Annotated in this window: 21 protein-coding genes; 14 read left to right on the forward strand and 7 right to left on the reverse strand. The window is 69.5% G+C overall.

Features of this window, described 5'->3' with window-relative positions:
- The first annotated feature begins 40 nt into the window (after positions 1 to 40).
- The 6 genes from R8F63_16640 to R8F63_16665 are packed head-to-tail and all read left to right on the forward strand — an operon-like array spanning position 41 to position 5,139.
- The gene (locus tag R8F63_16640; GenBank protein MDW3220239.1) at positions 41 to 772 is read left to right on the forward strand and encodes a hypothetical protein; all 732 of its coding nucleotides are present in this window, start codon (positions 41 to 43) and stop codon (positions 770 to 772) included.
- Positions 769 to 1,791, forward strand: coding sequence for a phytanoyl-CoA dioxygenase family protein (locus R8F63_16645; GenBank protein MDW3220240.1), 1,023 nt, complete (start codon positions 769 to 771; stop codon positions 1,789 to 1,791). Before R8F63_16640 ends, R8F63_16645 begins: the two co-directional genes overlap by 4 nt.
- Positions 1,792 to 1,820: 29 nt before the next feature.
- Entirely contained in the window at positions 1,821 to 2,783 is a 963-nt protein-coding gene (locus tag R8F63_16650; GenBank protein ID MDW3220241.1) for a 2OG-Fe(II) oxygenase family protein, read from the forward strand.
- Positions 2,780 to 3,544: a hypothetical protein gene (locus R8F63_16655; GenBank protein ID MDW3220242.1), complete on the forward strand. Its 765-nt coding sequence runs from the start codon at positions 2,780 to 2,782 to the stop codon at positions 3,542 to 3,544. Before R8F63_16650 ends, R8F63_16655 begins: the two co-directional genes overlap by 4 nt.
- 7 nt (positions 3,545 to 3,551) lie before the next feature.
- Complete coding sequence (locus R8F63_16660) at positions 3,552 to 4,172, forward strand: EthD domain-containing protein (protein ID MDW3220243.1); 621 nt, start codon at positions 3,552 to 3,554, stop codon at positions 4,170 to 4,172.
- Between the two features lie 10 nt (positions 4,173 to 4,182).
- Complete coding sequence (locus R8F63_16665) at positions 4,183 to 5,139, forward strand: LLM class flavin-dependent oxidoreductase (protein MDW3220244.1); 957 nt, start codon at positions 4,183 to 4,185, stop codon at positions 5,137 to 5,139.
- 187 nt (positions 5,140 to 5,326) lie between these two features.
- Here the strand turns inward: R8F63_16665 and R8F63_16670 are convergent, their stop codons facing one another.
- Together R8F63_16670 and R8F63_16675 are read right to left on the reverse strand one after the other, a co-directional pair.
- Entirely contained in the window at positions 5,327 to 6,985 is a 1,659-nt protein-coding gene (locus tag R8F63_16670) for a glutamine--tRNA ligase/YqeY domain fusion protein (GenBank protein MDW3220245.1), read from the reverse strand.
- 9 nt (positions 6,986 to 6,994) lie between these two features.
- Positions 6,995 to 8,008 (reverse strand): TIGR03617 family F420-dependent LLM class oxidoreductase, encoded by a 1,014-nt coding sequence (locus tag R8F63_16675; GenBank protein MDW3220246.1) that lies wholly within the window; start codon positions 8,006 to 8,008, stop codon positions 6,995 to 6,997.
- Between the two features lie 81 nt (positions 8,009 to 8,089).
- On the opposite strand from R8F63_16675, the gene R8F63_16680 reads away from it, so the two are divergent.
- The 6 genes from R8F63_16680 (at position 8,090) to R8F63_16705 (ending at position 13,295) form a co-directional block, all read left to right on the forward strand.
- Positions 8,090 to 8,401: a metalloregulator ArsR/SmtB family transcription factor gene (locus R8F63_16680; GenBank protein ID MDW3220247.1), complete on the forward strand. Its 312-nt coding sequence runs from the start codon at positions 8,090 to 8,092 to the stop codon at positions 8,399 to 8,401.
- A complete protein-coding gene (locus tag R8F63_16685; protein ID MDW3220248.1) occupies positions 8,398 to 9,321 on the forward strand; it encodes an SRPBCC domain-containing protein in 924 nt (307 codons plus the stop codon). The genes R8F63_16680 and R8F63_16685 overlap by 4 nt, the downstream gene beginning before the upstream one ends.
- Before the next feature lie 60 nt (positions 9,322 to 9,381).
- Complete coding sequence (locus R8F63_16690; protein ID MDW3220249.1) at positions 9,382 to 10,560, forward strand: CaiB/BaiF CoA-transferase family protein; 1,179 nt, start codon at positions 9,382 to 9,384, stop codon at positions 10,558 to 10,560.
- Positions 10,557 to 10,940 (forward strand): VOC family protein, encoded by a 384-nt coding sequence (locus R8F63_16695; protein MDW3220250.1) that lies wholly within the window; start codon positions 10,557 to 10,559, stop codon positions 10,938 to 10,940. The genes R8F63_16690 and R8F63_16695 overlap by 4 nt, the downstream gene beginning before the upstream one ends.
- A gap of 128 nt (positions 10,941 to 11,068) precedes the next feature.
- Positions 11,069 to 11,809 (forward strand): SDR family NAD(P)-dependent oxidoreductase, encoded by a 741-nt coding sequence (locus tag R8F63_16700; GenBank protein MDW3220251.1) that lies wholly within the window; start codon positions 11,069 to 11,071, stop codon positions 11,807 to 11,809.
- A gap of 58 nt (positions 11,810 to 11,867) precedes the next feature.
- The gene (locus tag R8F63_16705) at positions 11,868 to 13,295 is read left to right on the forward strand and encodes a fused MFS/spermidine synthase (protein MDW3220252.1); all 1,428 of its coding nucleotides are present in this window, start codon (positions 11,868 to 11,870) and stop codon (positions 13,293 to 13,295) included.
- A gap of 136 nt (positions 13,296 to 13,431) precedes the next feature.
- Here R8F63_16705 and R8F63_16710 read toward each other — a convergent pair whose 3' ends face one another.
- The 4 genes from R8F63_16710 to R8F63_16725 all read right to left on the reverse strand — a co-directional run bounded on the left by R8F63_16710 (position 13,432) and on the right by R8F63_16725 (position 18,359).
- Complete coding sequence (locus tag R8F63_16710; protein MDW3220253.1) at positions 13,432 to 15,579, reverse strand: hypothetical protein; 2,148 nt, start codon at positions 15,577 to 15,579, stop codon at positions 13,432 to 13,434.
- Positions 15,576 to 16,034: a sigma-70 family RNA polymerase sigma factor gene (locus tag R8F63_16715; protein ID MDW3220254.1), complete on the reverse strand. Its 459-nt coding sequence runs from the start codon at positions 16,032 to 16,034 to the stop codon at positions 15,576 to 15,578. The genes R8F63_16710 and R8F63_16715 overlap by 4 nt, the downstream gene beginning before the upstream one ends.
- Positions 16,035 to 16,121: 87 nt before the next feature.
- Positions 16,122 to 17,051, reverse strand: coding sequence for a TIGR03621 family F420-dependent LLM class oxidoreductase (locus tag R8F63_16720; GenBank protein ID MDW3220255.1), 930 nt, complete (start codon positions 17,049 to 17,051; stop codon positions 16,122 to 16,124).
- 6 nt (positions 17,052 to 17,057) lie between these two features.
- Positions 17,058 to 18,359 (reverse strand): amidohydrolase family protein, encoded by a 1,302-nt coding sequence (locus R8F63_16725; protein MDW3220256.1) that lies wholly within the window; start codon positions 18,357 to 18,359, stop codon positions 17,058 to 17,060.
- Positions 18,360 to 18,507: 148 nt separating this feature from the next.
- On the opposite strand from R8F63_16725, the gene R8F63_16730 reads away from it, so the two are divergent.
- Together R8F63_16730 and R8F63_16735 are read left to right on the forward strand one after the other, a co-directional pair.
- Positions 18,508 to 19,146 carry a TetR family transcriptional regulator gene (locus R8F63_16730; protein MDW3220257.1) on the forward strand — a complete coding sequence of 213 codons (639 nt, stop codon included), beginning with the start codon at positions 18,508 to 18,510 and terminating at the stop codon, positions 19,144 to 19,146.
- An 84-nt stretch (positions 19,147 to 19,230) separates the two neighbouring features.
- The gene (locus tag R8F63_16735) at positions 19,231 to 19,992 is read left to right on the forward strand and encodes an acetoacetate decarboxylase family protein (protein ID MDW3220258.1); all 762 of its coding nucleotides are present in this window, start codon (positions 19,231 to 19,233) and stop codon (positions 19,990 to 19,992) included.
- A gap of 335 nt (positions 19,993 to 20,327) precedes the next feature.
- On the opposite strand, the gene R8F63_16740 is transcribed toward R8F63_16735, so the two are convergent.
- A complete protein-coding gene (locus R8F63_16740; protein ID MDW3220259.1) occupies positions 20,328 to 20,798 on the reverse strand; it encodes a nuclear transport factor 2 family protein in 471 nt (156 codons plus the stop codon).
- Position 20,799: the final 1 nt, after the last annotated feature.

Below are 20,799 nucleotides of genomic sequence, written 5' to 3' on the forward strand. Positions count from 1 at the left end.
TCTCGGTGGCAGAACCAACGCCTGCTACTCTCATCCTCCTGTGAGTGAAGACCCCACGCGATTCTTCGTCGTCCACCTCCAGAAGACGGCCGGCACGACCGTGCGCGACCGGTTCCGGGCGACCTTCCCCGACGAAGCGATCTACCCCAACGCCACGGACGGCACCGACAAGCGCCTGTCCGTCATCTCCCTCACCCACCTCCTCGATCGTTGGGCCGTCCGCGGCGACGAGATCCGCGTCGTCGCCGGCCACTTCCCCCTCTCGGTGGTGGAACTGCTCGACGCGCCCTTCGTGACGCTGAGCGTGCTGCGCCCACCGATCGAGCGGACCCTGTCGTACCTGCGCCACCAGAAGCGCATCAACACGGCCGACCGGGAGAAATCACTCGAGGAGCTCTACGACGACCCGTTCCGGTTCGCCGGCCTGATCCGCAACCACATGACCCGCATGTTCGCGATCAAGTCCGACGAGATGGGCCCGGGTGACGGGGTGCTCACCGACGTCGACGACACGCCCGCTCGCCTCGACGACGCGAAGGCCGGGGTGGCGTCGCTCGACGCGTTCGGCCTCCAACCCCTCCTGGACGAGTTCTGGAACGACCTCGCGGCGCGCTACGGACTCGTCGGCGATCAGCAGATCGTGTCGAACACGACCGAACCCGAGGAGGCGCCCGACCACCTCATCGAGCGCATCGCCCACGACAATGCGCTGGACCTGGCGCTCTACGATTTCGCCGAGACGCTGTACCACGACCGGCAGGCGGTCCGATGACCACCGACATCCTCGAGGACGCCGAGCGACTGAGCGCGGCCGGGGCGTGGGACGAAGCAATCGACCTCCTGACCGTCGCGAACCGGGCCAGCCGGGACGACCAGATCGAACGCAAGATCACCGATCTCCGCCACCGCAGCTGGGTCGCCCTCACCTCGGCCGTGCCGGACCCACCCGTGCCGGCCGACCCGGCGGCGCCGCCCATCGGTGCATCCGGCCTGCCGGAGATCTCGCTCCAGGAGATGACCGCCGGCGCCGTCCGTGCGGCCCTCGAGTCCCACGGCGCCCTCTATGTCCCCGCCGCGCTGGACCAGACCGCGGTCCAGTCGCTCATCGGCACCATCGAGCGGGCGCTCGCCCAGGTGACGGACCCGGACGACCTCGACGACCGCGGCGACAGCACCTACTACCCGCTGAAGGCGGACCGGCTCGCCCTCGACACCCTGCCCGAACGACCCCAGGCCCTCCGGCGCCGGTTCATCACCGAAGCCGGCGGTGTGCTGCTGGCCGACAGTCCCCGCGGCATGTTCGAACTCCTCGAGCTCTACGGCTCGCTCGGGCTCCACGACGTGGTGCAGGACTTCCTCGGCGACCGCCCGGTCATGTCGGCGAACAAGTGCACGATGCGCCGGGTCGAGCCCGACAAGATCGGTGGCTGGCATCAGGACGGCGCCTTCCTGGGCGACCACATCCGGGCGATCAACATCTGGCTGGCGTTGACGGACTGCGGCGTCGACGCGCCCGGGCTCGACCTCGTCGCCGACCGCATGGACCACATCGTCGAGACCGGCACCGAGGGCTCCTTCTTCGATTGGGCCGTCGGCGACCCGGTCATCGAGCGCCTGAACGCGCCGATCGTCCGCCCCCAGATCACGGCGGGCGACATCGTGATCTTCGACGAGATGAACCTGCACCGCACGGCGACCGCGCCCGGCATGACCGTCCACCGTCACGCCATCGAGTTCTGGTGCTTCGCCGCGTCGACCTACCCGAAGGGTCACATCCCGCTGGTCTGGTGACCCGGCGCGGCACGGTTTAGCGTCGGCCCATGGATCTCGTCCCGACCGTCGACATCAGCGACCCGACGGCGACCTCGCTGGCCGCACTCGACACCGCCTGCGCCGACCACGGGTTCTTCCTCCTGACCGGCCACGGCCTCGACGACTTGATCGATCGGACCTGGCGCGCGACCGAGGCGTTCTTCGCGTCCGACCCGGCGAACAAGGAGGCCATCCGCCGCAGTCCCGAGGCGATGCTCGGCTGGTACGACCGCGAGCTCACGAAACAGAAGCGCGACAGCAAGGAGGTCTTCGACTTCATCGATCCGGAGATCCCCGCCGAACACAATCCGAACCGCTGGCCGGCCGGTCCGGACGGGTTCCGTCAGACGATGACCGACTTCTTCGACGGTTTCGCCCGGCTCGCGGCGCGCACGCTCGACCTGGTGCAGCGCACCCTCGAACTCGATCCGGCGCTCGCCGCGACGCACACCACGGCCCGCACCACGAGCACGGTCCGGCTCAACCACTATCCGGTCGGTGACCCCGTCCCGGCGGACGAGCGGGACGGCCTCAACCCGCTCGGCGATGTCGCGCTCGGCCACCACACCGACCCGGGGGTGCTCACCCTGCTCCTCCAGGACGACACCGGCGGGCTCCAGGCCGAGTCGTCCGAACACGGCTGGATCGACGTCGAGCCCCGGCCGGGCACCATCGTCGTCAACCTCGCCGACACCCTCCAGGTCTGGACCAACGACCGCTACAAGGCGGCCGTGCACCGGGTCGTGCCGATGACCGACCGCAGCCGTTACTCCATCCCCTTCTTCTCGAACCCGCCCCGGGACTGCGTGATCGAGCCCATCGGCGAGCTCGCGGCCACCGGCCCCCGCTACCGGCCGTTCACCTGGCGGGAGTTCATCCGGGGCCGGGCCGAGGACAACTTCGCCGACTATGGCGCCGAGGACATCCAGATCTCCCACTTCGCCATCGACCCGGCGGGCGCCTCGGCGTGACCGAGATCCTCCTCGGAACGATCGCGATCGAGCCGGGGCGGTGGGCGTGGTTCGCGCCGGACGCGGCACCGCCGATGGCGATCTCACCGTGGCTCGACCGCATCGCCGACGCCGGCTTCGACGGCATCGAGCTCTGGGAACACCATGTGCGCACCGCACCGAAAGACGAGGTCGACGCGGTCTTCGGCCACCCGCTCGGCGTGGGCGTGTTCAACACCTATGTCGGCTTCGACGATCCCGACGACGCCGAACGGGACGAGGCCGCGTCGTGGATCCGCCGCTCCGGCGCGAGGAAGGCCAAGTGGAACACCGGGCCCGAGCGAGACGACGACGCCCGCGCCGCGTACCGCGACCGGCTCTCGCGGTTCGCCGCCGCGCTCCCCGGCGTGGAGCTGGTGTGCGAGTGCCACGACGGCTCCGCGATGGACGACCCGGCCTTCGCCGCCGAGGTCCTGCCGGCCGGGAGCCGTGCCCTGTTCCACACCCACGACGATCTCGACACGATCCGGGCCAAGTTCGCCTCCTACGGCGACCGGATGAGCCACGTGCACGTCAACCATCTGTTCACCGGATCCCCGAAGCTTGCCGACATCCGCGACGAGCTGGCCGAGAAGATCGCCGTCGCCACGTCGCTCGGGTTCGACGGCACGTGGACGCTCGAGTTCGTCCACGGCACCGGCGAACCCGACCTCGACCAACCGGAGCTGCTGTTCGCCCAGGCCGTCGACGATCTCGCGGTGCTCCGCGAGCTGCTCGGCTGACGCCGCCGTGGACGCGACCCGAGCCCTGCTCCACCTCGTGCCCGCGGGCGGGCATGACCTCGGGCCCGCGCTCGCCTCGGTGGGTCCTGCGCTCACCGTGCTCCGGCGGGACCCAGCCTGCTTCCACGGCGCCGCGTCGCCCCAGACCGCGGCCGTCGAGGCCGCAGGCGACGCGATCGACGCCCTCGTGGACGTCGCCACCGAGCTCGGGCCGCTGATCGACGCCGCGCGTTCGATGGCGATCGTCGGCCGCGACCGGGTCTTCATCGAACCGGCAGCGCCGGCCTCGGTCCGCTATCAGTACCTCATGCATCGGCGGGCCGACTTCACCCACGACGAGTACCTCCACCGCTACGAGACGGTCCACGTCGAGTTCGGCCTGCGCACGCCCAACCTCGAGGGCTACGTCCAGCTCCATGTCGACTTCGACGCCTCCGCGGCGTTGGGCGAGTCGACCGGGCTGCGGGCCGAGCCGTGCGACTCGATGTCCGAGCTGCACCTGCGATCGGTGGAACACTTCCTCGAGGGCATCGTCGCCCACCCGGACGTGGGTCGGGAGGCCACCGAGGACGAGGAGCGCTTCGTCGACCGCGGTCGTTCATTCGGCTTCGCCCACCGCGTCGTGTAAGTCTCCCTCGATGTTCATCCTGCGCTTCGATTTCCGGCTCGCTCCCCACTCGCCCGCGTCGATGGGCGAGCTCTACGCGGCCGCGCTCGAGATGTGCGAATGGGGCGAGGCGAACGGCGCGATGCTCGGCCTTTTCTCCGAGCACCATTCGTCGAGCGACGGCTATCTGCCGTCACCGCTCGTGATGGCCGGCGCCGCGGCCGCCCGCACGTCGACGCTGCCGATCAACGTCGGCGCGCTGCTCGCCCTGATGTACGACCCCGTGAAGCTCGCCGAGGACATGGTGGTCCTCGACCACCTCAGCCAGGGGCGGGTGACCTACACGGTCGGGCTGGGCTACCGCGACGCCGAGTTCGCGATGTTCGGCGTGGATCCGCGGCGCCGCGGCGCCCTCATGGACGAGCGGCTCGAGGTGCTGACCCGAGCGCTGCGGGGCGAGCGCTTCGAGTGGGACGGCCGCACCATCGAGGTGACACCGGCGCCGTTCACGGCGGGCGGCCCCACCGTCATGTACGGCGGTGGCAGTGCGGCGGCGGCCCGTCGGGCCGGCCGGCTCGGGATGATGTTCGTGCCCCAGCATGCGGACCCGGCGTTGGCCGACGCCTACGACGCCGCCGCGATCGAGGCGGGCAATCCGCCGGGGCTGTGCATGGCTCCCGGCGACGGTTCACCGACGTCGCTGTTCGTCGCCGACGACCCCGACGCCGCCTGGGCCGAGATCGGCGAGTACCTGCTCCACGACGCCGTGACCTATGCCGAATGGACGGGCGACGCCGCCGCCCTGTCCGTCAGCCGGGCCACCAGCGTCGACGAGCTCCGCGCCGAGAACGGGGCGTACCGCATCGTCACCACCGACGAAGCCCGCACCCTGCGCGACCGCTACGGCACCCTCGCCCTCCAGCCCCTCTGCGGCGGCATCCCGCCCACCCTCGCCTGGCCCTACCTCCACACCCTCGCCACCCTCTAGACCCGCCCCCCCGCCCGCACACAGCAGCAATCTCTGGTCACCAAAGGGTCGCTCTGACCGCCGAATCTCTCCCACCGAGCGATCTGTGGTCACCAAAGGGTCGCCCACACCGACCCTTTCATGACCAGAGATTGCGGGGGTGGGGCAGAGATTGGGGGTGGGGGCGAGATTGCGGGGTGGGGGTGGGTCAGGGCTTCGACTGGCGCTTCTGGATGTTGGCCCATTCGTCGCGGAGGCCGACGGTGCGGTGGAACACGAGGGGCGTGTCGAGATCGTGGGCGAAGTAGCCCAGCCGTTCGAACTGCACGACCTCGCCGAGCGGGGTGTCGGCCAGCGCCGGCTCGAGCTTGCAGCCGGTGCGGACCTCGCGCGACGCCGGGTTGAGTGACGCCAGCGGGTCTTCGCCGTCCGCGCCAGGGTGCTCGGCGGTGAACAGGCGGTCGTAGAGCCGCACCTCGGCGTCGACCGCATGCTCGGCGGAGACCCAGTGGATCGTCGCCTTCACCTTGCGCCCGTCGGGGGCCTGCCCGCCGGCCGTCTCCGGGTCGTAGGTGCACCGCAGGCGGGTGACGTTGCCATCGGCGTCGGTCTCCACGTCGTCGCACGTGATGAAGTAGCCGGCCCGCAACCGGACTTCACGCCCGGGGGCGAGCCGGAAGAACTTCTTCGGCGGGTCGACCATGAAGTCGTCGCGTTCGATGAACAACCGGCCGCTGAACGGAACCTCACGGGTGCCGTCCGCCTCGTTCTCCGGATTGTTGACCGCTTCCCGCACGTCCACGAGACCCTCGGGCCAGTTCGTGATGACGACCTCGATCGGATCGAGGACGGCCATGCGCCGCTGGGCGTGCGTGTTGAGGTGGGTCCGCACGAACGACTCGAGCAGCTCGATCTCGTGGGTGCCGTTGACGCGGGCGATCCCGATGTGCGACGCGAACTCGCGGATCGCCTCCGGCGGGTAGCCGCGCCGCCGCAGGCCTCGAAGCGTCGGCATGCGGGGGTCGTCCCACCCGTCGACATGGCCCTCGTCGACCAGCTGACGGAGCTTGCGCTTCGACAGCACCGTGTGGGTCAGGTTGAGCCGGGCGAACTCGGTCTGACGGGGGCGATCCCCGTCGAGCTCGAGTTGCTCCATGAACCAGTCGTAGAGCGGCCGATGGGTGTCGAACTCGAGCGTGCACAGCGAGTGCGTGGTGCCCTCTATGGCATCGCTCTGCCCGTGGGCCCAGTCGTAGGTGGGATACACCTTCCACTCGTCGCCGGTGCGGAAGTGGTGGGTGTGGCGGATGCGGTACATCACGGGATCACGCATCTGCATGTTCTCGTGGTTCATGTCGATCTTGGCCCGCAGGACCTTCTCGCCCTCGCCGAACTCGCCCGCCGTCATCCGGGCGAAGAGGTCGAGGTTCTCCTCGATGGAGCGGTCCCGCCATGGTGAATCGGTACCGGGGGTGGTGAACCCACCGCGGTTCAGCGAGATGGTCTCGGCGTCCTGGTCGTCGACATAGGCGAGCCCCTTCTCGATCAGCTGCACCGCCCACTCGTGGAGCTGGCGGAAGTAGTCCGACGCGAAGGCGGGCTCCCCGGGCTCGAAACCGAGCCAGCGCACGTCGTCCTGGATCGCCTCGACGAACCGGCTGTCCTCGGTGTCGGGATTGGTGTCGTCGAATCGAAGGACGCACGTCCCGTCGAACTCGTCGGCCACGCTGAAGTTGAGCGTGATCGACTTGGCGTGACCGATGTGGAGGAACCCGTTCGGCTCCGGCGGGAAGCGCGTCTGCACCCGGCCGCCGTAGGGCCCGTCGGAACAGTCAGCGGCGATCTTCTCGCGAATGAAGTCGGTCACCGGGCAAGCCTACGCAGGCGGGCGCTTCAGGCCGTCCACGATCTCGGCGAAGTGGCGCGGATCCGGCGCCCGATTGTTGACGAGGCTGACGTGGTCGCTGATGCCGGCGAGCCGCTCGCGGATCTTCGGCGCGATCTCGTGGGGCTCGCCGACGACCGCGATGGTCTCGATGAGCTCGTCGTCGATCAGCGCCGGCATCTCGTCCCACCGGTTCTCCTTCGCCATCGCGTTGAGCACCGGATGCAGGTCGCCGTAGCCGTGGAGCTCGAACACGGGCAGGTAGGCGGGCGTCGTCGCGTAGAAGGCGAGCTGTCCGCGCACGCCGGCGCGCGAGCGTTCGTACTCCTCCTCGGTGCGGCCGGTGACGATCGTCGTGACGCAGACGACCTCCACATCCGCCGGATCCCTCCCCGCTCGGTTCGCGCCGGTCGCGATCGCCGGCAGCGTCAGCTCCTGCAGCGAGCGCCGGCTGTTGACCGGGTGGACGAGGAAGCCGTCCGCCACCTCGCCCGCGACCGCTGTCGACCGTGGCCCGAACCCGGCGGTGAAGATCGGCGGCGGACCGAACGGGTTCGGCCCGGGATCGAACGCCGGGATCATCCGCGTGTGCGTGTAGAACTCGCCCTCGAAACGGAGTCGCTCCCCCGTCTCCCATGCCTGCCAGATCGCCCGGATGCCCTGCACCATCTCCCGCATACGGGCGGCCGGCTTCGACCAGGGCATCGAGTAGCGCTGCTCGATGTGGGGCTTGATCTGCGAGCCGAGACCGAGCACGAAACGTCCGCCGGTGGTGGCCTGAAGGTCCCAACCGGTGTTGGCGAGCGTCATCGGGGTGCGGGCGAACGCGATCGCGATCGCAGTGCCCAGCTCGATCCGGCTGGTGTGCTCGCCGGCGACCGCGAGCGCCAGGAACGGATCGTGCTTCGCCTCGAAGCTGAACGCCCGGTCGTAGCCGATCGCTTCGAGCTCCGGATAGATCGTCCGGGCGTCGCGGGGATCCTCGGTCGGGACGGTGATGCTCACGTGCACGTCCGAGACTCTGCCAGATCGACGCCCGCAGGGTTGACCGATTCATTCGCCTCTGCTTATGATAAGCACCTCCTTATGTCTACGGCAGCCCGGGCGCTCGGCGCCCTCCACGATCCGACCCGCCGGCGGGTGCTCGAGCTGATGCGATCCGGCGAACGCAGCGTGCGGGAGCTGACCGACGAGCTCGACATCTCCCAGCCCGCCGTCTCGCAGCACCTGCGAGTGCTCCGCGAAGCCGACCTCGTCGCCGTGCGCCCCCAGGGAGCGCGCCGGCTCTACCGGATCGACCCCGACGGCCTCAGCGCGGTGCGGGCCTGGGTCGACTCGTTCTGGGACGACGCCCTCGGCGCGTTCGCCGAACACGCCTCGAAGGAGACGTCGCCATGACCACACCCCCGCCCGTTGTTCGCGCCGCCTGGGTCCCCCGCACGCCGGACGACGCGTTCCGGATCTTCACCGAGGAGATCGGCGCGTGGTGGCCGCTCCCGACCCACGGCATCTTCGGCGACGAGTCCGGGGGCGTCGTGTTCGCCGACGATCGCGTGGTCGAACGTTCGCTCAGCGGCGAGGAGTCGGTGTGGGCCGAAGTTCGGGTCTGGGAGCCGCCGGCGCGGCTCGTTCTCTCGTGGCATCCGGGCCGCGACCACGACGACGCGTCCGAGGTGGAGGTGAACTTCCACGCCGACGAAGACGGCACGCGCGTCGTGCTCGAGCATCGAGGCTGGGAGACGTTCGGTGCCGATGCCATGGGTCGGCGTCGGTCCTACGTCGGGCCCAACGCGTGGGGCCACGCCCTCGACCACTTCGCCGACGGTGCCGAGTCGCCGGCCGACCGGTCCGAACTCGAAGCACTCGATGCCGCGTACGCGATGTTCTTCGCCGAAGCCGAGACCGGCGGCTTCGGTCCCGCGCCGGCCGGCGAGTGGACCGCCGCGGAGGTCATCGCCCACGTCGCCCTCAACGACCTCGCGATGATCGGCGTCTGCCAGGCGATCGTCCACGGTCGCACGACCACCTTCGCCAACGAGCGCTGTCAGGACCCGGCCGTCCTCGCGCGGTGGACCACGGCGGCCGGCGATCAAACCGGGCTGATCGATCGGGGCCGAGCGACCTCCCGTCAGGTGGTCGCGGCCCTCGCCCGGTTGACGCCCGAACAGCTGGCCGCCGAGGTGCACTGCCGGCTGCTCCATGCCGGTGCGGTGATGCTCGACGGTCCCCGGCCGTGGGGTGGCGTCGCCATCGAGACCCAGGCCGAGATGCACCTGCCGGCCCACGTGGGCCAGTTGCGCGCCCTCCGGCCGGCCTGAGCGGGCACGGTCGGCACCCCGATACCGCGCAAGGGGCCGCGTCTCTGCCAGATTGCGGGGGTGACCAACGCACCCACTCCCCTCGCCGGGATACGCGTGATCGACTTCTCCCGCGTGCTCGCCGGCCCGCTCGTCACCCAGAACCTCGCCGACCTCGGGGCGGACGTCATCAAGATCGAACGGCCCGGCCACGGCGACGACACCCGCACGTGGGGGCCACCCTGGTTCCGCGCACCGGATGACGACGAGCAACTCGACCGGGCGACCTACTACGAGTCGCTCAACCGGGGGAAGCGTTCGATCGTGCTCGACCTCTTCGACGAGTCCGAGGACGGCGATCTCGCGTTCGCGCGAGCGCTGGCCCGCACCGGCGACGTCGTCGTCGACAACTTCCGCCCGGGTTTCATGGCCGGGCGTGGTCTGGACCGGGAGACGCTCGCCGCCGACAACCCGGCTGTCGTCACCTGCACGGTGACCGCCTTCGGCGAGACCGGCCCGGCGGCCCAGCTCGCGGGCTACGACCTCGTCGCCCAGGCGATGGGCGGCCTCATGCACATGACCGGCCAGGCCGACGGACCGCCCACCCGGGTCGGCGTGCCGATCGTCGACATGACGACCGGTCTCTACGCCACGATCGGCGTGCTCGCCGCGCTCACCGAACGGGCGACGACCGGGGTCGGCCGTCATGTCGAGGTGAGCCTCTTCGACACCGCCGTCGCCACCCTCACCAACCACGGAACGGGCACGCTGATGGGCGGTGCCGATCCGATCCGCAACGGGTCCCGCCACCCGTCCATCGCGCCCTACGAGGCCTACGACGCGAGCGACGGCCAGCTCATCATCGCCGCCGCGAACAACAAGCTGTTCGCCCTCGTCGCCGAGGCGCTCGACCGGCCCGACCTCCTCGACGATCCCCGGTTCGTCGACAACCCGACCCGCCGGGCCCACATCGACGAGCTCGCCGACGAGCTCAACCGCACCCTGGCCGGCGGGACCCGCGACGAGTGGGTCGAGCGCCTGCGCGCCCGCGACGTGCCCTGCGGCCCGATCAACTCGATCCCGGAAGCGATCGGGTGGAGCGAGTCGATGGGCCTCGATCCCACCGTCGCGGCCGACGGCTATGTCGGCGTCCGTTCACCCGTACGGATCGACGGCATCCCGGCGGGCACGTCATCGGTCCGTCGGCCGCCCCGTCTCGGTGAACACGACGCCGAGGTGCGAGCCGAGCTGGAACCGTGAGCCGCGTCGCCCTCGTCTCCCTGCTCGTGCCCGACTACGACGAGGCCATCGCGTTCTTCATCGACGTCCTCGGCTTCGAGCTCGTGGAGGACCGAGACGAGGGCCGCAAGCGCTGGGTCGTCGTGCGTCCCGTCGGGGCCGAGACCGGGATCGTGCTCGCCCGCGCCGACGGTCCCGACCAGCAGGCCGCCGTCGGGAACCAGCTCGGCGGCCGGGTCGGGTTCTTCCTCCACACCGACGACTTCACCCGCGACCACGCCCGCATGACGGCCGCCGGCGTTCGCTTCCACGAGGAGCCGCGACGGGAGCCCTACGGCATCGTCGCCGTCTGGGAGGATCCGTGGGGCAACCCCTGGGACCTCCTCCAGCCGACCCCCTGAGTTCCCCCCCACGTGGGATCTCTGGACACGAAAGGGTCGTTCTCGGCCGAATTCGTCGACCCTTTCGTGACCAGAGATTGCATGGCGGGCGAGATTGCATGGGGACGCGGTGAGGTAGGTTCCGCTGCATGTTCGATCTGGGGACGAAGACCGCGTTGGTGACCGGGGCGGGTCAGAACATGGGGGCCGGGATCGCTCGGAGTCTGGCGAGCCAGGGCGCCCATGTGCTCGTGAACGATCTGGTCGCGGACCGGGCCGACGAGGTGGCCGCGGACATCGAGGCGGCGGGCGGCCGGGCGACCGGCGTCGCGTTCGACGTCACGGACATCGACGCCGTCGTGGCGGCCGTCGATGCCCACTCGCCGATCGACATCGTCGTGAACAATGCGGGCAACGGCGGTGCGGCGGGCATGGTGCCCACGCCGTTCGCGGCGATGGACCCGGCCGAGTGGGACGGCCCCATCGAGGTGAACCTGCGCGGCGTGATGAACACGGCCCACGCCGTGATCAACGGCATGGTCGAGCGGGGATGGGGCCGGATCATCACCATCTCGTCGGGCGCGGGCAACGCCGGTGTCGGCATCGGCGTCACGCCCTACAGCGCGGGAAAGGGCGGCGGTCTCGGCTTCATGCGATCCCTGGCGCTGGAGGTCGCGTCGACCGGCGTCACCTGCAACAGCGTGGCCCTCGGGCTGATGAACAATGTCGGCAACAGCGACGTCACCGCCCATCTCGCGAAGGGCGTGCCGGTGAAACGCCTCGGCTCCCCCGAGGACGTCGGCGCGATGTGCGTCTATCTCGCCTCGGAGGAGGCGGGGTGGGTGACCGCCCAGACCTACAACCTGAACGGCGGCTCGATCACCAGCTGAGTGGCGTCCGACCGAGCGGCCGGTCGGTCGCCGCACGCCAGCCCGTAGCCTTCTCGCCATGTCCGAGTGGGGTGCCCGAATACTCGTGTTCTGCACGTCGGCGGCGGTGCTCGTGCTGGAGATCCTCGCCGGCCGGCTGATGGCGCCCTACGTCGGTGTGTCGCTCGAGACGTTCACCGCGATCATCGGCGTGATCCTCGCCGGCATCGCCCTCGGCACCGCGGCCGGCGGACGACTGGCCGACCGCACCGACCCGGCCCGGCTCATCGGTCCGGCCCTCGCCATCGGCGGCGCCCTCGCCTGGTGGTCGCTCTGGCTCGTCGCCGTCCTCGGACCCGAGCTCGGCAGCGAACCGCCGGCGATCGTCATCCTCGCGACGGTCGCGTTCTTCGCGCCGGCCGCCGTGCTCAGCGCCATCAGCCCGATCGCCACGAAACTCCGCCTCCACACGCTCGACGAGACTGGCACGGTCGTCGGCAGCCTCTCGGCTTGGGGCACGGCCGGTGCGCTGTTCGGCACGTTCATCACCGGGTTCGTCCTCATCGCGGCGATCGCGACGCGGCCGATCGTGCTCGGGCTCGGCGCCGCGCTCGTCATCGCCGGGATCGTCTTCATGCTGCGCCACACCCGGACCGTGCCGAACGCGGCGATGGTCGTCGTGCTCGCCGCGTCGCTGCTGGTCGGTGCGACCGCCGACTCACCCTGCGAGTTCGAGTCGGCCTACTTCTGTGGCCGGGTCGTGACGGATGCCGACAACCCCTCACTGCGGTTCCTGTGGCTCGACACCCTGCGTCACGGCGCCGTCGATCTGGAGGACCCGACCCATCTCGAGTTCCGTTACATCCGCCTGATCGCCGACGTGATCGACTCGACCACGACGGGCCCGATCGACGCGCTCCATCTCGGTGGTGGCGCGTTCTCCGTTCCGATGTGGGTCGAGGCCACCCGGCCGGGCAGCGACAACCACGTCCTCGAGATCGACGATGTCCTCCTCGACGTCGCCCGCGACGAGCTCGGTTTCGTCACCGGGCCACGCATGGAGGTGACGATCGGCGACGGGCGGCTGGCACTCGACGACTTCGCCACCGATTCGTTCGACGTCATGGTCGGCGACGCCTTCGGCGGGCTCGCCGTGCCGTGGCACCTCACCACCACCGAGTTCGTCGCTCAGATCGACCGGGTCCTGCGCGACGACGGCGTCTACGTGATGAACGTGATCGACGGGGACCAGAACCGATTCGCCGAATGGGAGCTGCGCACCCTCCAGGAGCACTTCGACCATGTCGCGGCGATCGTGCACCCCGACGGCATCGACAGCCGGGTACGCAACCAGATCCTCATCGCCTCGGACGCGCCGCTGCCCCCGATCGACTTCGCCGCCGACGACGGCCTCTGGATCGACGACATCGACGCCTTCATCGGCGACGGCCAGATCCTGCGCGACGACTTCGCCCCGGTCGAACAGCTCGCCGCCAACCCCCACTGACGTCCCCCTCGCCAGGGACCCCCGCTCTCCCCCGGTCTCCCCCGTTCTGGTGGGAACTGATCGGGCGAAACCAGATCAGTTCCCACCAGAACGTCGGGTTGGGGGGTGGAGGTGGAGGTGGGGGGAACGGACGGGGTCAGTCGGGGATGGTCAGGGCACCGTTGAGCTGGGGATGCTCGATGAAGATCCACGTGTAGTCACCGGGCGGCGTCCCCGCGGGGACGTGCAGCGATGCCGTGTCGGCCGGGACGTACCGATCCGTCACGATCGGGGCGGGCGGACCGGCCGTGGGATCGCCCCACACGCCGGTCACCTGGATCTGGATACTCGGATCGTCGACCGACTGGATCATCACGTCGTCGCCGAGGCCCGTCAGCGTGTCCGCCACCACCCGGGCCACCGGTACCCCGACGTTCTGGCCGGCCGCGGCCACGACGTTCGAAGGTTCGGCGGCCCGGACCGTCCGATCACCCAACGGCGCATCGAGCAGGAAATGCGCCTCATCCGGCGGCAGGCAGGGAAGCCGGCTCGGGCCGAAGTAGGGCGCCGCCACCCAGCTGATCAGCACCTCGTCGTCGGTCTCGACCACGGCCGGCGGAAGCATCGACGTCTCGACCAGCCCGCAGTTCTGATCGAGTTGGATCGTGAGCTCGCTGGAGCCGGCAGCGGAGTCGAGGACAACCCAGTCCAGGCTTTCGGGCGGCGCCGTGAACACGCCGGGGGGTGCGTAGAAGAGGAGACAGACGTCCTCCGGCTCGACACGGTCGGCGATCCAGTCGATGGTCGGGCCGTAGCGGCGGTTCATGCCGATCTCGATGACGGACCCGATGCTCGTCGTCGACAGGAACTCCTGGTCGAAGAGACCTTCGGCCTGGAGTTCGTCGCGGAGGTCTGCCAGCTCGGCCCGGCGCTCGTCAGGGGCGTCGCCGAACAGCTGGTCCTCGGTGCACTCGGGCAGCGCGATGTCGATCGCCTCGACGTGGATGTCGCTCAGCTGGCCGTCGGCCACGAGCACGCCGTTGGCCGGATCGAACGGTTCGCTCGGATCCGGGATCGGGACCGCATCTTCGACGACGAGCCTGCCGTTGAGCTCGGGATGATCGAGGAATTGGATCGTGTACGTCCCCGCGGGGACGTCGGCGGGGACACGAATCGTGCCGGCGTCGCCCGTCATCGGGTGTTGATCCTGGGCGACGGCGCGGGGACGACCGGCAATCGGGTCGGCAAACACGTCGGACACCTGGAACCGCACCGTCGGGTCGTCGACCAGACGGGCGAGCAGGTCGTCGCCGATGAGGTCGATCCCGGCTCGGTTGGTGTCGGAGACGGCGAACGTTGTGGTCGAGCCGGCCGCAACCGGACCGTCGACCTGGAGGTGCCGCTCCGTCGCGATGACGAGATCTCGGCCCGCGAGCGGGCTCGGGAGCTCCACCGTGTACTCCGCGGGCGGCGGGCAGTCGTCGTTGAACCCCGCGTTGGCCTCGCTCCATGCCTGGATGCCGATCTCGACGCGGTCGTCGTACTCGTGCACCCACGTGTCGACGTGCTGAGCCTTCGTCGCGCAGTTCGTCAGCTCCACCACGGTGACCGTGGCATCGTCGGCCCCGACGGAGACGAGCTCCCACGGCACGTCGACGGGGACCGGGGGCACCGCGCCCGCCGACGGCAGACCGACGCACATCTCACCCGGGTCGAAGAACTCGAGGAGGCGGTCGAACGTGTCCTTGTCCGGCCGGGTGAGATCCACGCTCGGCATGCCCCAGATCGATTCCGGGCTTCCGAAGCCGGTGACGTAGGGCCACTCGGCGGGCGAGAACTGTTCGCTGAACGCCTGCCACATCGCCTCCTGCGCGGCATAGCGCTCGCCCTCGGCCGGTCCGTCACGCGGGACCGTCTCACACAGCGGGAACGGTGATTCGGCGACGAGATGATCCGTCGACGTCACGCCCGTCGAGCCATCGGCGCCCACCGGATCTTCGAGCACCTCGTCGACCGACACCGTGTCGTCGATCGGATCCGGCTCGCCACCATCGCCGCCATCGGAGGTTCCGTCGTCGCCGTCGTCATCGCCGCCGTCATCGCCCGCGACGTCGAGGTCGGGCGCGTCGTCGCCCGCCAGCGCGGTCAGGCCGACGCCCACACCGGCGACGATCGCGACCGCGGCAAGGGCAGTCCCGGCACGACGTCGACGGCGTCGACGGATGACCCGCGCGCCCACGTCGTCGGCTCCGAATCCGGCTTCGGCCCGGACGGCCGCGGCCAGTCGATCTTCGATCTCGTTCATGACGCAGTCCCTTCGACAGCGGTCTCGTCGACGAATCCCGCAGATCGCAGCCGGTCGAGCGCCTGGCTCGTCGCCGCCTTGACCGTGCCCTCGGCACAGTCGAGATGGAGAGCGGTCTCGGCGACCGACAGTCCGAGGTAGAACCGGGCGACGATCGTCGCCCGCTGGCGTTCGGGCAGCCGGGCCACGGCTTCGCGCAGCGCCACGGCCTCGGCGGGATCCGCCACGGTGTCCGCTCGACTGCCGGCGCGGGCTCGCCGCTCGATCGCCCGGCGCCGCCAGCGCGACACCGCGAGGTTGCGCGCCGTGCGGAACACCCAGCCCTCGGGCGACGCCATGGCGCCAACCCGGTCCCAGTGTTCCCAGGCCCGAGCGAGCGCTTCCTGTGCGAGCTCCTCGGCGACATCACGATCACCCGTGTACAGCGTGAGCGCGGCCGTCAGACGGCCGCTCACCTGTCCACAGAACGCTTCGGGATCCTCGGGATTCATCGCCCCATGAACGCTTTCCTCCGCCGATCGGTTTAGTCGGCCGAGGAGAATTCAGCGCAGCGCGGCGATGACGGGGGCGAACGCGTCGATCGCAGTCTGGTCGGGACACCGCACGACATAGGTCGTGATCCCCCACCGGTCACGACCGACACGGAAGTGGGCGGCGATCTCGTCGACGGTGCCGACCGCGACGTACGGCGCCGTGTCGGCGACCTCGGCCGTCAACCCGATCTCGTCGTCGATGACGGCAGCGAGGGCGGCGGCGCGATCGTCGGTCACCTCGCACACCTGCACCAGCGCACTCAGATCGAGCCGCCGATCGTGTCCCACCGCACCCTCACGGACGTGGGCGACCTGTTGATCGAGTCGGTCGGTCGCCCAGCTCACCGTGTGTCGGTGACCGTCCGGCAGCGTCCGCCCCAGTCCCATCAGGCCGATGCCGTCGGCGTGCTCGCCCGCGTGGCGAAGCATGGCGGCGCCCTGGCTCCCGACGAGGATCGGCAGCCGTTCCTGCATCGCCGGGATCACCGACGCGGCTTCGATCCGATAGTGCGCACCCTCGAAGTCGACGGTCTCACCGTCGAGCAGCGGGCGGATGATCTCCACGGCTTCGCGCAGCCGCGCCTTGCGCATACCGGGCGGGTCGAGAGCGATCCCGACCTCGGCGTACTCGTGCGGGGTGTGGCCCGCGCCGAGCCCGAGCTCGAAGCGGCCGCCACTCAGCCGATCGAGCGTCGCCGCCTCCCACGCGAGCTGCACCGGATGGCGCATGTCGTTGTTGAGGACATACGTACCGAGCCGGATCCGCTCCGTCGCGGCGGCGATCGCGGTCAGGTTGACCAGCGGCGCGTGTCGCGTGGCGCCGATGTGATCGGCGACCAGCACCACGTCGAATCCGGCATCCTCCGCGGCCCGCGCCGCCGGCACCGGATCGAGGACCTGGTCGCCGATCAGCTGGAGGCCGACACGAATCGTGTTCAAGCGGGACTACTCGTCGTCGCCGGGCCAGGGGATGTTGTAGTCGTCGAACCAGAAGCGGGCTTCGCGCACCGCGTTCGGCGGCGTGCGCCGCGACAGGTCCTGGTTGAGCTGCTCGGGCGTGGGCCCGATGTCCGCCGCGATCTTGGTGAGCCCGTCGACGTCCAGGTCGTAGCAACGCACGGCGTTGAGACCGAGAATGAGCCGCGTCTCCTCGACGGGGATCTCCTGGAAGTCGGTCTCGAGCCGCTCCACCGTGTTGGGCCACGAGCCCTCGGGGTGCGGATAGTCGGTGCCCCACATCAGGGCGTCCAGACCGTTGACGTAGCGGCGCCGCAGCTCCACCTTGCTCATGGTGGACGCACCGATGAACACATTGTCGCCGATGTACTCGGATGGCAGACGCTCGATGAGGTTCTTGGTGCGGGAGGCCATCTTCTTGACCTTCCAATTGCGCCCACCGAACACCGCGTCGGTCTTGAACAGCAGGTCGCCGAGCCACCAGGAGCCGCACTCGACGGGGGCGTACTTGAGGTTCGGGAACTTGTCGAACTTGCCGGAGAGCAGCAGCTGCCACAGGGGTCGGTGTGTCCAGAACGCCACCTCGAGCATGTACTGGGCCATGTTCTCGTTGTACGCGGGACTGTCCGCCTCGCCGGAGTGGGTGTGGACGACGAGACCGGCTTCGGCGCAGGCGGCCCACACCGGGTCGTAGCTCTCGTGGCCGTACGACGGGTTGTCGTGCCACATCGTCGGGATCATGATCCCCTTCACACCGGGCTTGCCGGCGAGCTGCTCGATCTCCTTGACCGACTCCTCGATGCCGTGGGTGATCGGCACGAGGGCGACGCCGGCGCGACGGGGCGGGTTGGTCGCGCAGAACTCCTCGAGCCAACGATTGTGGGCACGAGCGCCGGCCCACGCGAGCCGGGGATCGGTGATCATGCCGGCCGACAGACCGGCCCCGAACGGAGGCGATTCCATGCCGGTGACCGCATCGCCGTCGGCGAAGATGATCTCGCCGGCCACGCCGTCGGCGTCGAGTGTCTTGTCGCGGATCGCCGGGTCGTAGGCACCCTTGAGACCGATCTCGTTCTCGCGCTCCCACTGTTCGACATACTCGCCGTTCATCTCCTCGACCATGGCGCGATGCTCGTGGCGGGTGGCGAGCCAGGTGTCGAACTCCTCGTGGACCGAGGAGTCGAGATACTCGCGGTACTCCTCGACGAACAGACCGGCGTGGGTGTCGGACGACACGATGATGTACGGGTTGTTGCTCTGGTCGATGCCGTCGGTGGGGTTGTAGCCCATGGCTGCTCGCTCCGTTCTCGCCGGCGGCGACCGCCGGACCGTTGCGTCTACTTGCACACTGTTCTAGTGTTACTTGCACAGTGTTCCAGAACCCCTCCCCGAACGTCAAGCGCGTGATCCGATCCGCCGTCCGACCCGCCCCACAACGATGAGCAAGGCCGTCACCAACACCGGCCGTCGGGCCGGGCTCGATCGAGACGACATGGTCGCCGCCGCGATCGCCCTCGTGGAAGCGGAGGGCGTGGACGCACTCACCATGCGCCGGCTCGCCGGTGCGCTGGGGGTCACCACCAACACCGTCTACTGGCACGTCGGCAACCGCGACGAGCTGATCCTCGAGATCATCCGGGCCAACGCCGAGCGGGTCGCGGCCGTACCCATCGACGGCGCCACCCCGCGCGAGCGGGTGTTCTCCGCGGCCCGCCACCTGTGGGACATCGCCATGCAGAACCGCGCGGTCACCTCGCTCGCTCACCAGACCGGCAACGCGGCGGCCCAGGTCCACCCCGTCGAAGTGACCCTCGCCCGCGAGCTGGAGGCTGCCGGGCTGCGGGGCGACGACCTCGCCCGGGCCCAGCGGGCGATCCAGATCACCGTCGGCGGATTCCTCCTCAGCGCCCTGCGCCGCGACGCCGCCGAGACGGCCGCCACCCGACCCCGCGCCCAGATGCTCTCCACCGATGACGGACTCGAGCCGGAGACCGTCGAAGCGCTCGCCGCCCCGCCCGACTACGAAGCCGTCCTCGACGACACCCTCCGCACCATCATCGCCCGCCACGTCCCCTGACCGACGACGTGGGTTTCGACCCGCCAACACCCGACGTGGCACCATCGCCACGTCGACTCACCCCGACAACCAAGGAGTTCCATCGTGTCCGACGCACCCATGTCCCGACCCGGCGAGACCGCCGGCTGGCCCAAGCTCGTCGTGAAGTACTCGACCGACGCGGGAAACATCGCGCCACTGCTGCCTCCCGGGCTCCAGGCGGGTGAGCCGATCGTGACCGTCGGTGTCTACTGCGTCCCGATTCTCGGCGAACCGGAGTACGGCATCAGCGTCAAGGTCGAGGCGTCGTGGCAGGGCGTCGCCGGCCAGTACAACCTCGGCATGGGCATCGACCAGGAAGCCGCGGTCCACATCAGCGCCGAACTCAACGGCCAGCCCAAGTTCCTCTGTGACATCGACTACTTCCGGCTCGGCGACCAGATCGGCGCGCGGGCGACCCACCAGGGCTACACCTTCGTCGAGTACGAGGGCACCGTCACCGGCGAGGCGCCGATCGAGAACGAGCCGTTCACCGAGCACGAGTGGTGGACGAAGTACTCGCGGGCGATCGGTGGCGCGGAGAAGGAGTACGACTTCGCGCCCCACGTCGTCGACGTCGCCACCACGTTCCAGCAGGTCCACGCCGAGACGCTCGACGGTGAGCTGCTGCTGCGCGACAGCCCGTGGGATCCCGTCGCCCGCTACCTGCCGGTCGACGAGGTGGTCTCCGCCCAACTGGTCACCCATCAGGCGACAGCCCGCAACATCACCAATGCCGGACCGCTCGATCCCGATGCCTTCTGGCCCCACGCCGACGTCATCGGCGGGAGCCGCTGGCCGGGCGACCGTGGTGGTCCCAAGCGGTAGGGCTCCTCTCCGGGGAGAAGGGAGCCCTCACCTCACCGGAGGGGCTTCCGGTGAGGTGAGGTGGGGAGCGCCGTCCGCACGGAGTTCGAGATCCACCCGGTGTTCGACGATCGTCCGCCGGAACCGCTGTCTGACCGGAATCGGTCATCCCGCACTGCATCCGCCGCTCGTGTCGCCGCGGTGTCCTGGTCGTCGTCAGGGTGGAACTCGGAACTCATAACGTCACTCCCAGGGTGTCAATCGGGGGTGTGACCGCGGCGCAAACCCAACTGGGCCGAACGACCCATGAGGTTGTGACGGTGGTCCGTATGGCCCACCGCGCTGCGTCGACGAAATCAGTCCGCGAAGCCGTTCTTGGTGAGGTTCAGGCCTTCGACCGACGCCCGGGGCCACATCTCCTCGTAGATCCGCCGGTACCCGGTTTCCGCGATGCGCCAGCCGTCGTCCGTCTTCACGTAGCGGTCGTGGTAGTGGGCGGCGCCGTTCAGGCTCAAACCGTGGTCGGTCATGATGACCTGGTCCTCGAGGCGCCAGATCCCCGATGCGGTGCCGTCCCCGTCGAGCGTGATCTCGGGATGGTGCACCGAGTGGCTGGACAGGAACTCGGGCTTGTCCATCGACTCCTTCAGGAAGCCGATGATCGCCTCGACACCGTCGAAGCTGTAGTCACCGTCGCCGTAGCGGGCGATGGCATCGTCGGTGAGCACGCTGCGCATCTCGTCGAACTGATGCAGGTCGAGCAGCCGTTGGTACTTGTACTTCAGCTGCTTGATGAGCTCGATCTCGACCAGGTCCTCGGGAGTCATC

The sequence above is a fragment of the Acidimicrobiales bacterium genome (assembly GCA_033344915.1).
Classification (GTDB): Bacteria; Actinomycetota; Acidimicrobiia; order Acidimicrobiales; family Aldehydirespiratoraceae; genus JAJRXC01.

Excerpts from the sequence above, each read along its gene's own strand:
- R8F63_16665 (MDW3220244.1), top strand. The coding sequence starts at position 4,183 with ATGTTCATCCTGCGCTTCGATTTCCGGCTCGCTCCCCACTCGCCCGCG.
- R8F63_16680 (MDW3220247.1), top strand. The coding sequence starts at position 8,090 with ATGTCTACGGCAGCCCGGGCGCTCGGCGCCCTCCACGATCCGACCCGC.
- R8F63_16725 (MDW3220256.1), bottom strand. The coding sequence starts at position 18,359 with ATGGGCTACAACCCCACCGACGGCATCGACCAGAGCAACAACCCGTAC.
- R8F63_16705 (MDW3220252.1), top strand. The coding sequence starts at position 11,868 with ATGTCCGAGTGGGGTGCCCGAATACTCGTGTTCTGCACGTCGGCGGCG.
- R8F63_16650 (MDW3220241.1), top strand. The coding sequence starts at position 1,821 with ATGGATCTCGTCCCGACCGTCGACATCAGCGACCCGACGGCGACCTCG.
- R8F63_16645 (MDW3220240.1), top strand. The coding sequence starts at position 769 with ATGACCACCGACATCCTCGAGGACGCCGAGCGACTGAGCGCGGCCGGG.
- R8F63_16730 (MDW3220257.1), top strand. The coding sequence starts at position 18,508 with ATGAGCAAGGCCGTCACCAACACCGGCCGTCGGGCCGGGCTCGATCGA.
- R8F63_16685 (MDW3220248.1), top strand. The coding sequence starts at position 8,398 with ATGACCACACCCCCGCCCGTTGTTCGCGCCGCCTGGGTCCCCCGCACG.
- R8F63_16710 (MDW3220253.1), bottom strand. The coding sequence starts at position 15,579 with ATGAACGAGATCGAAGATCGACTGGCCGCGGCCGTCCGGGCCGAAGCC.
- R8F63_16740 (MDW3220259.1), bottom strand. The coding sequence starts at position 20,798 with ATGACTCCCGAGGACCTGGTCGAGATCGAGCTCATCAAGCAGCTGAAG.
- R8F63_16700 (MDW3220251.1), top strand. The coding sequence starts at position 11,069 with ATGTTCGATCTGGGGACGAAGACCGCGTTGGTGACCGGGGCGGGTCAG.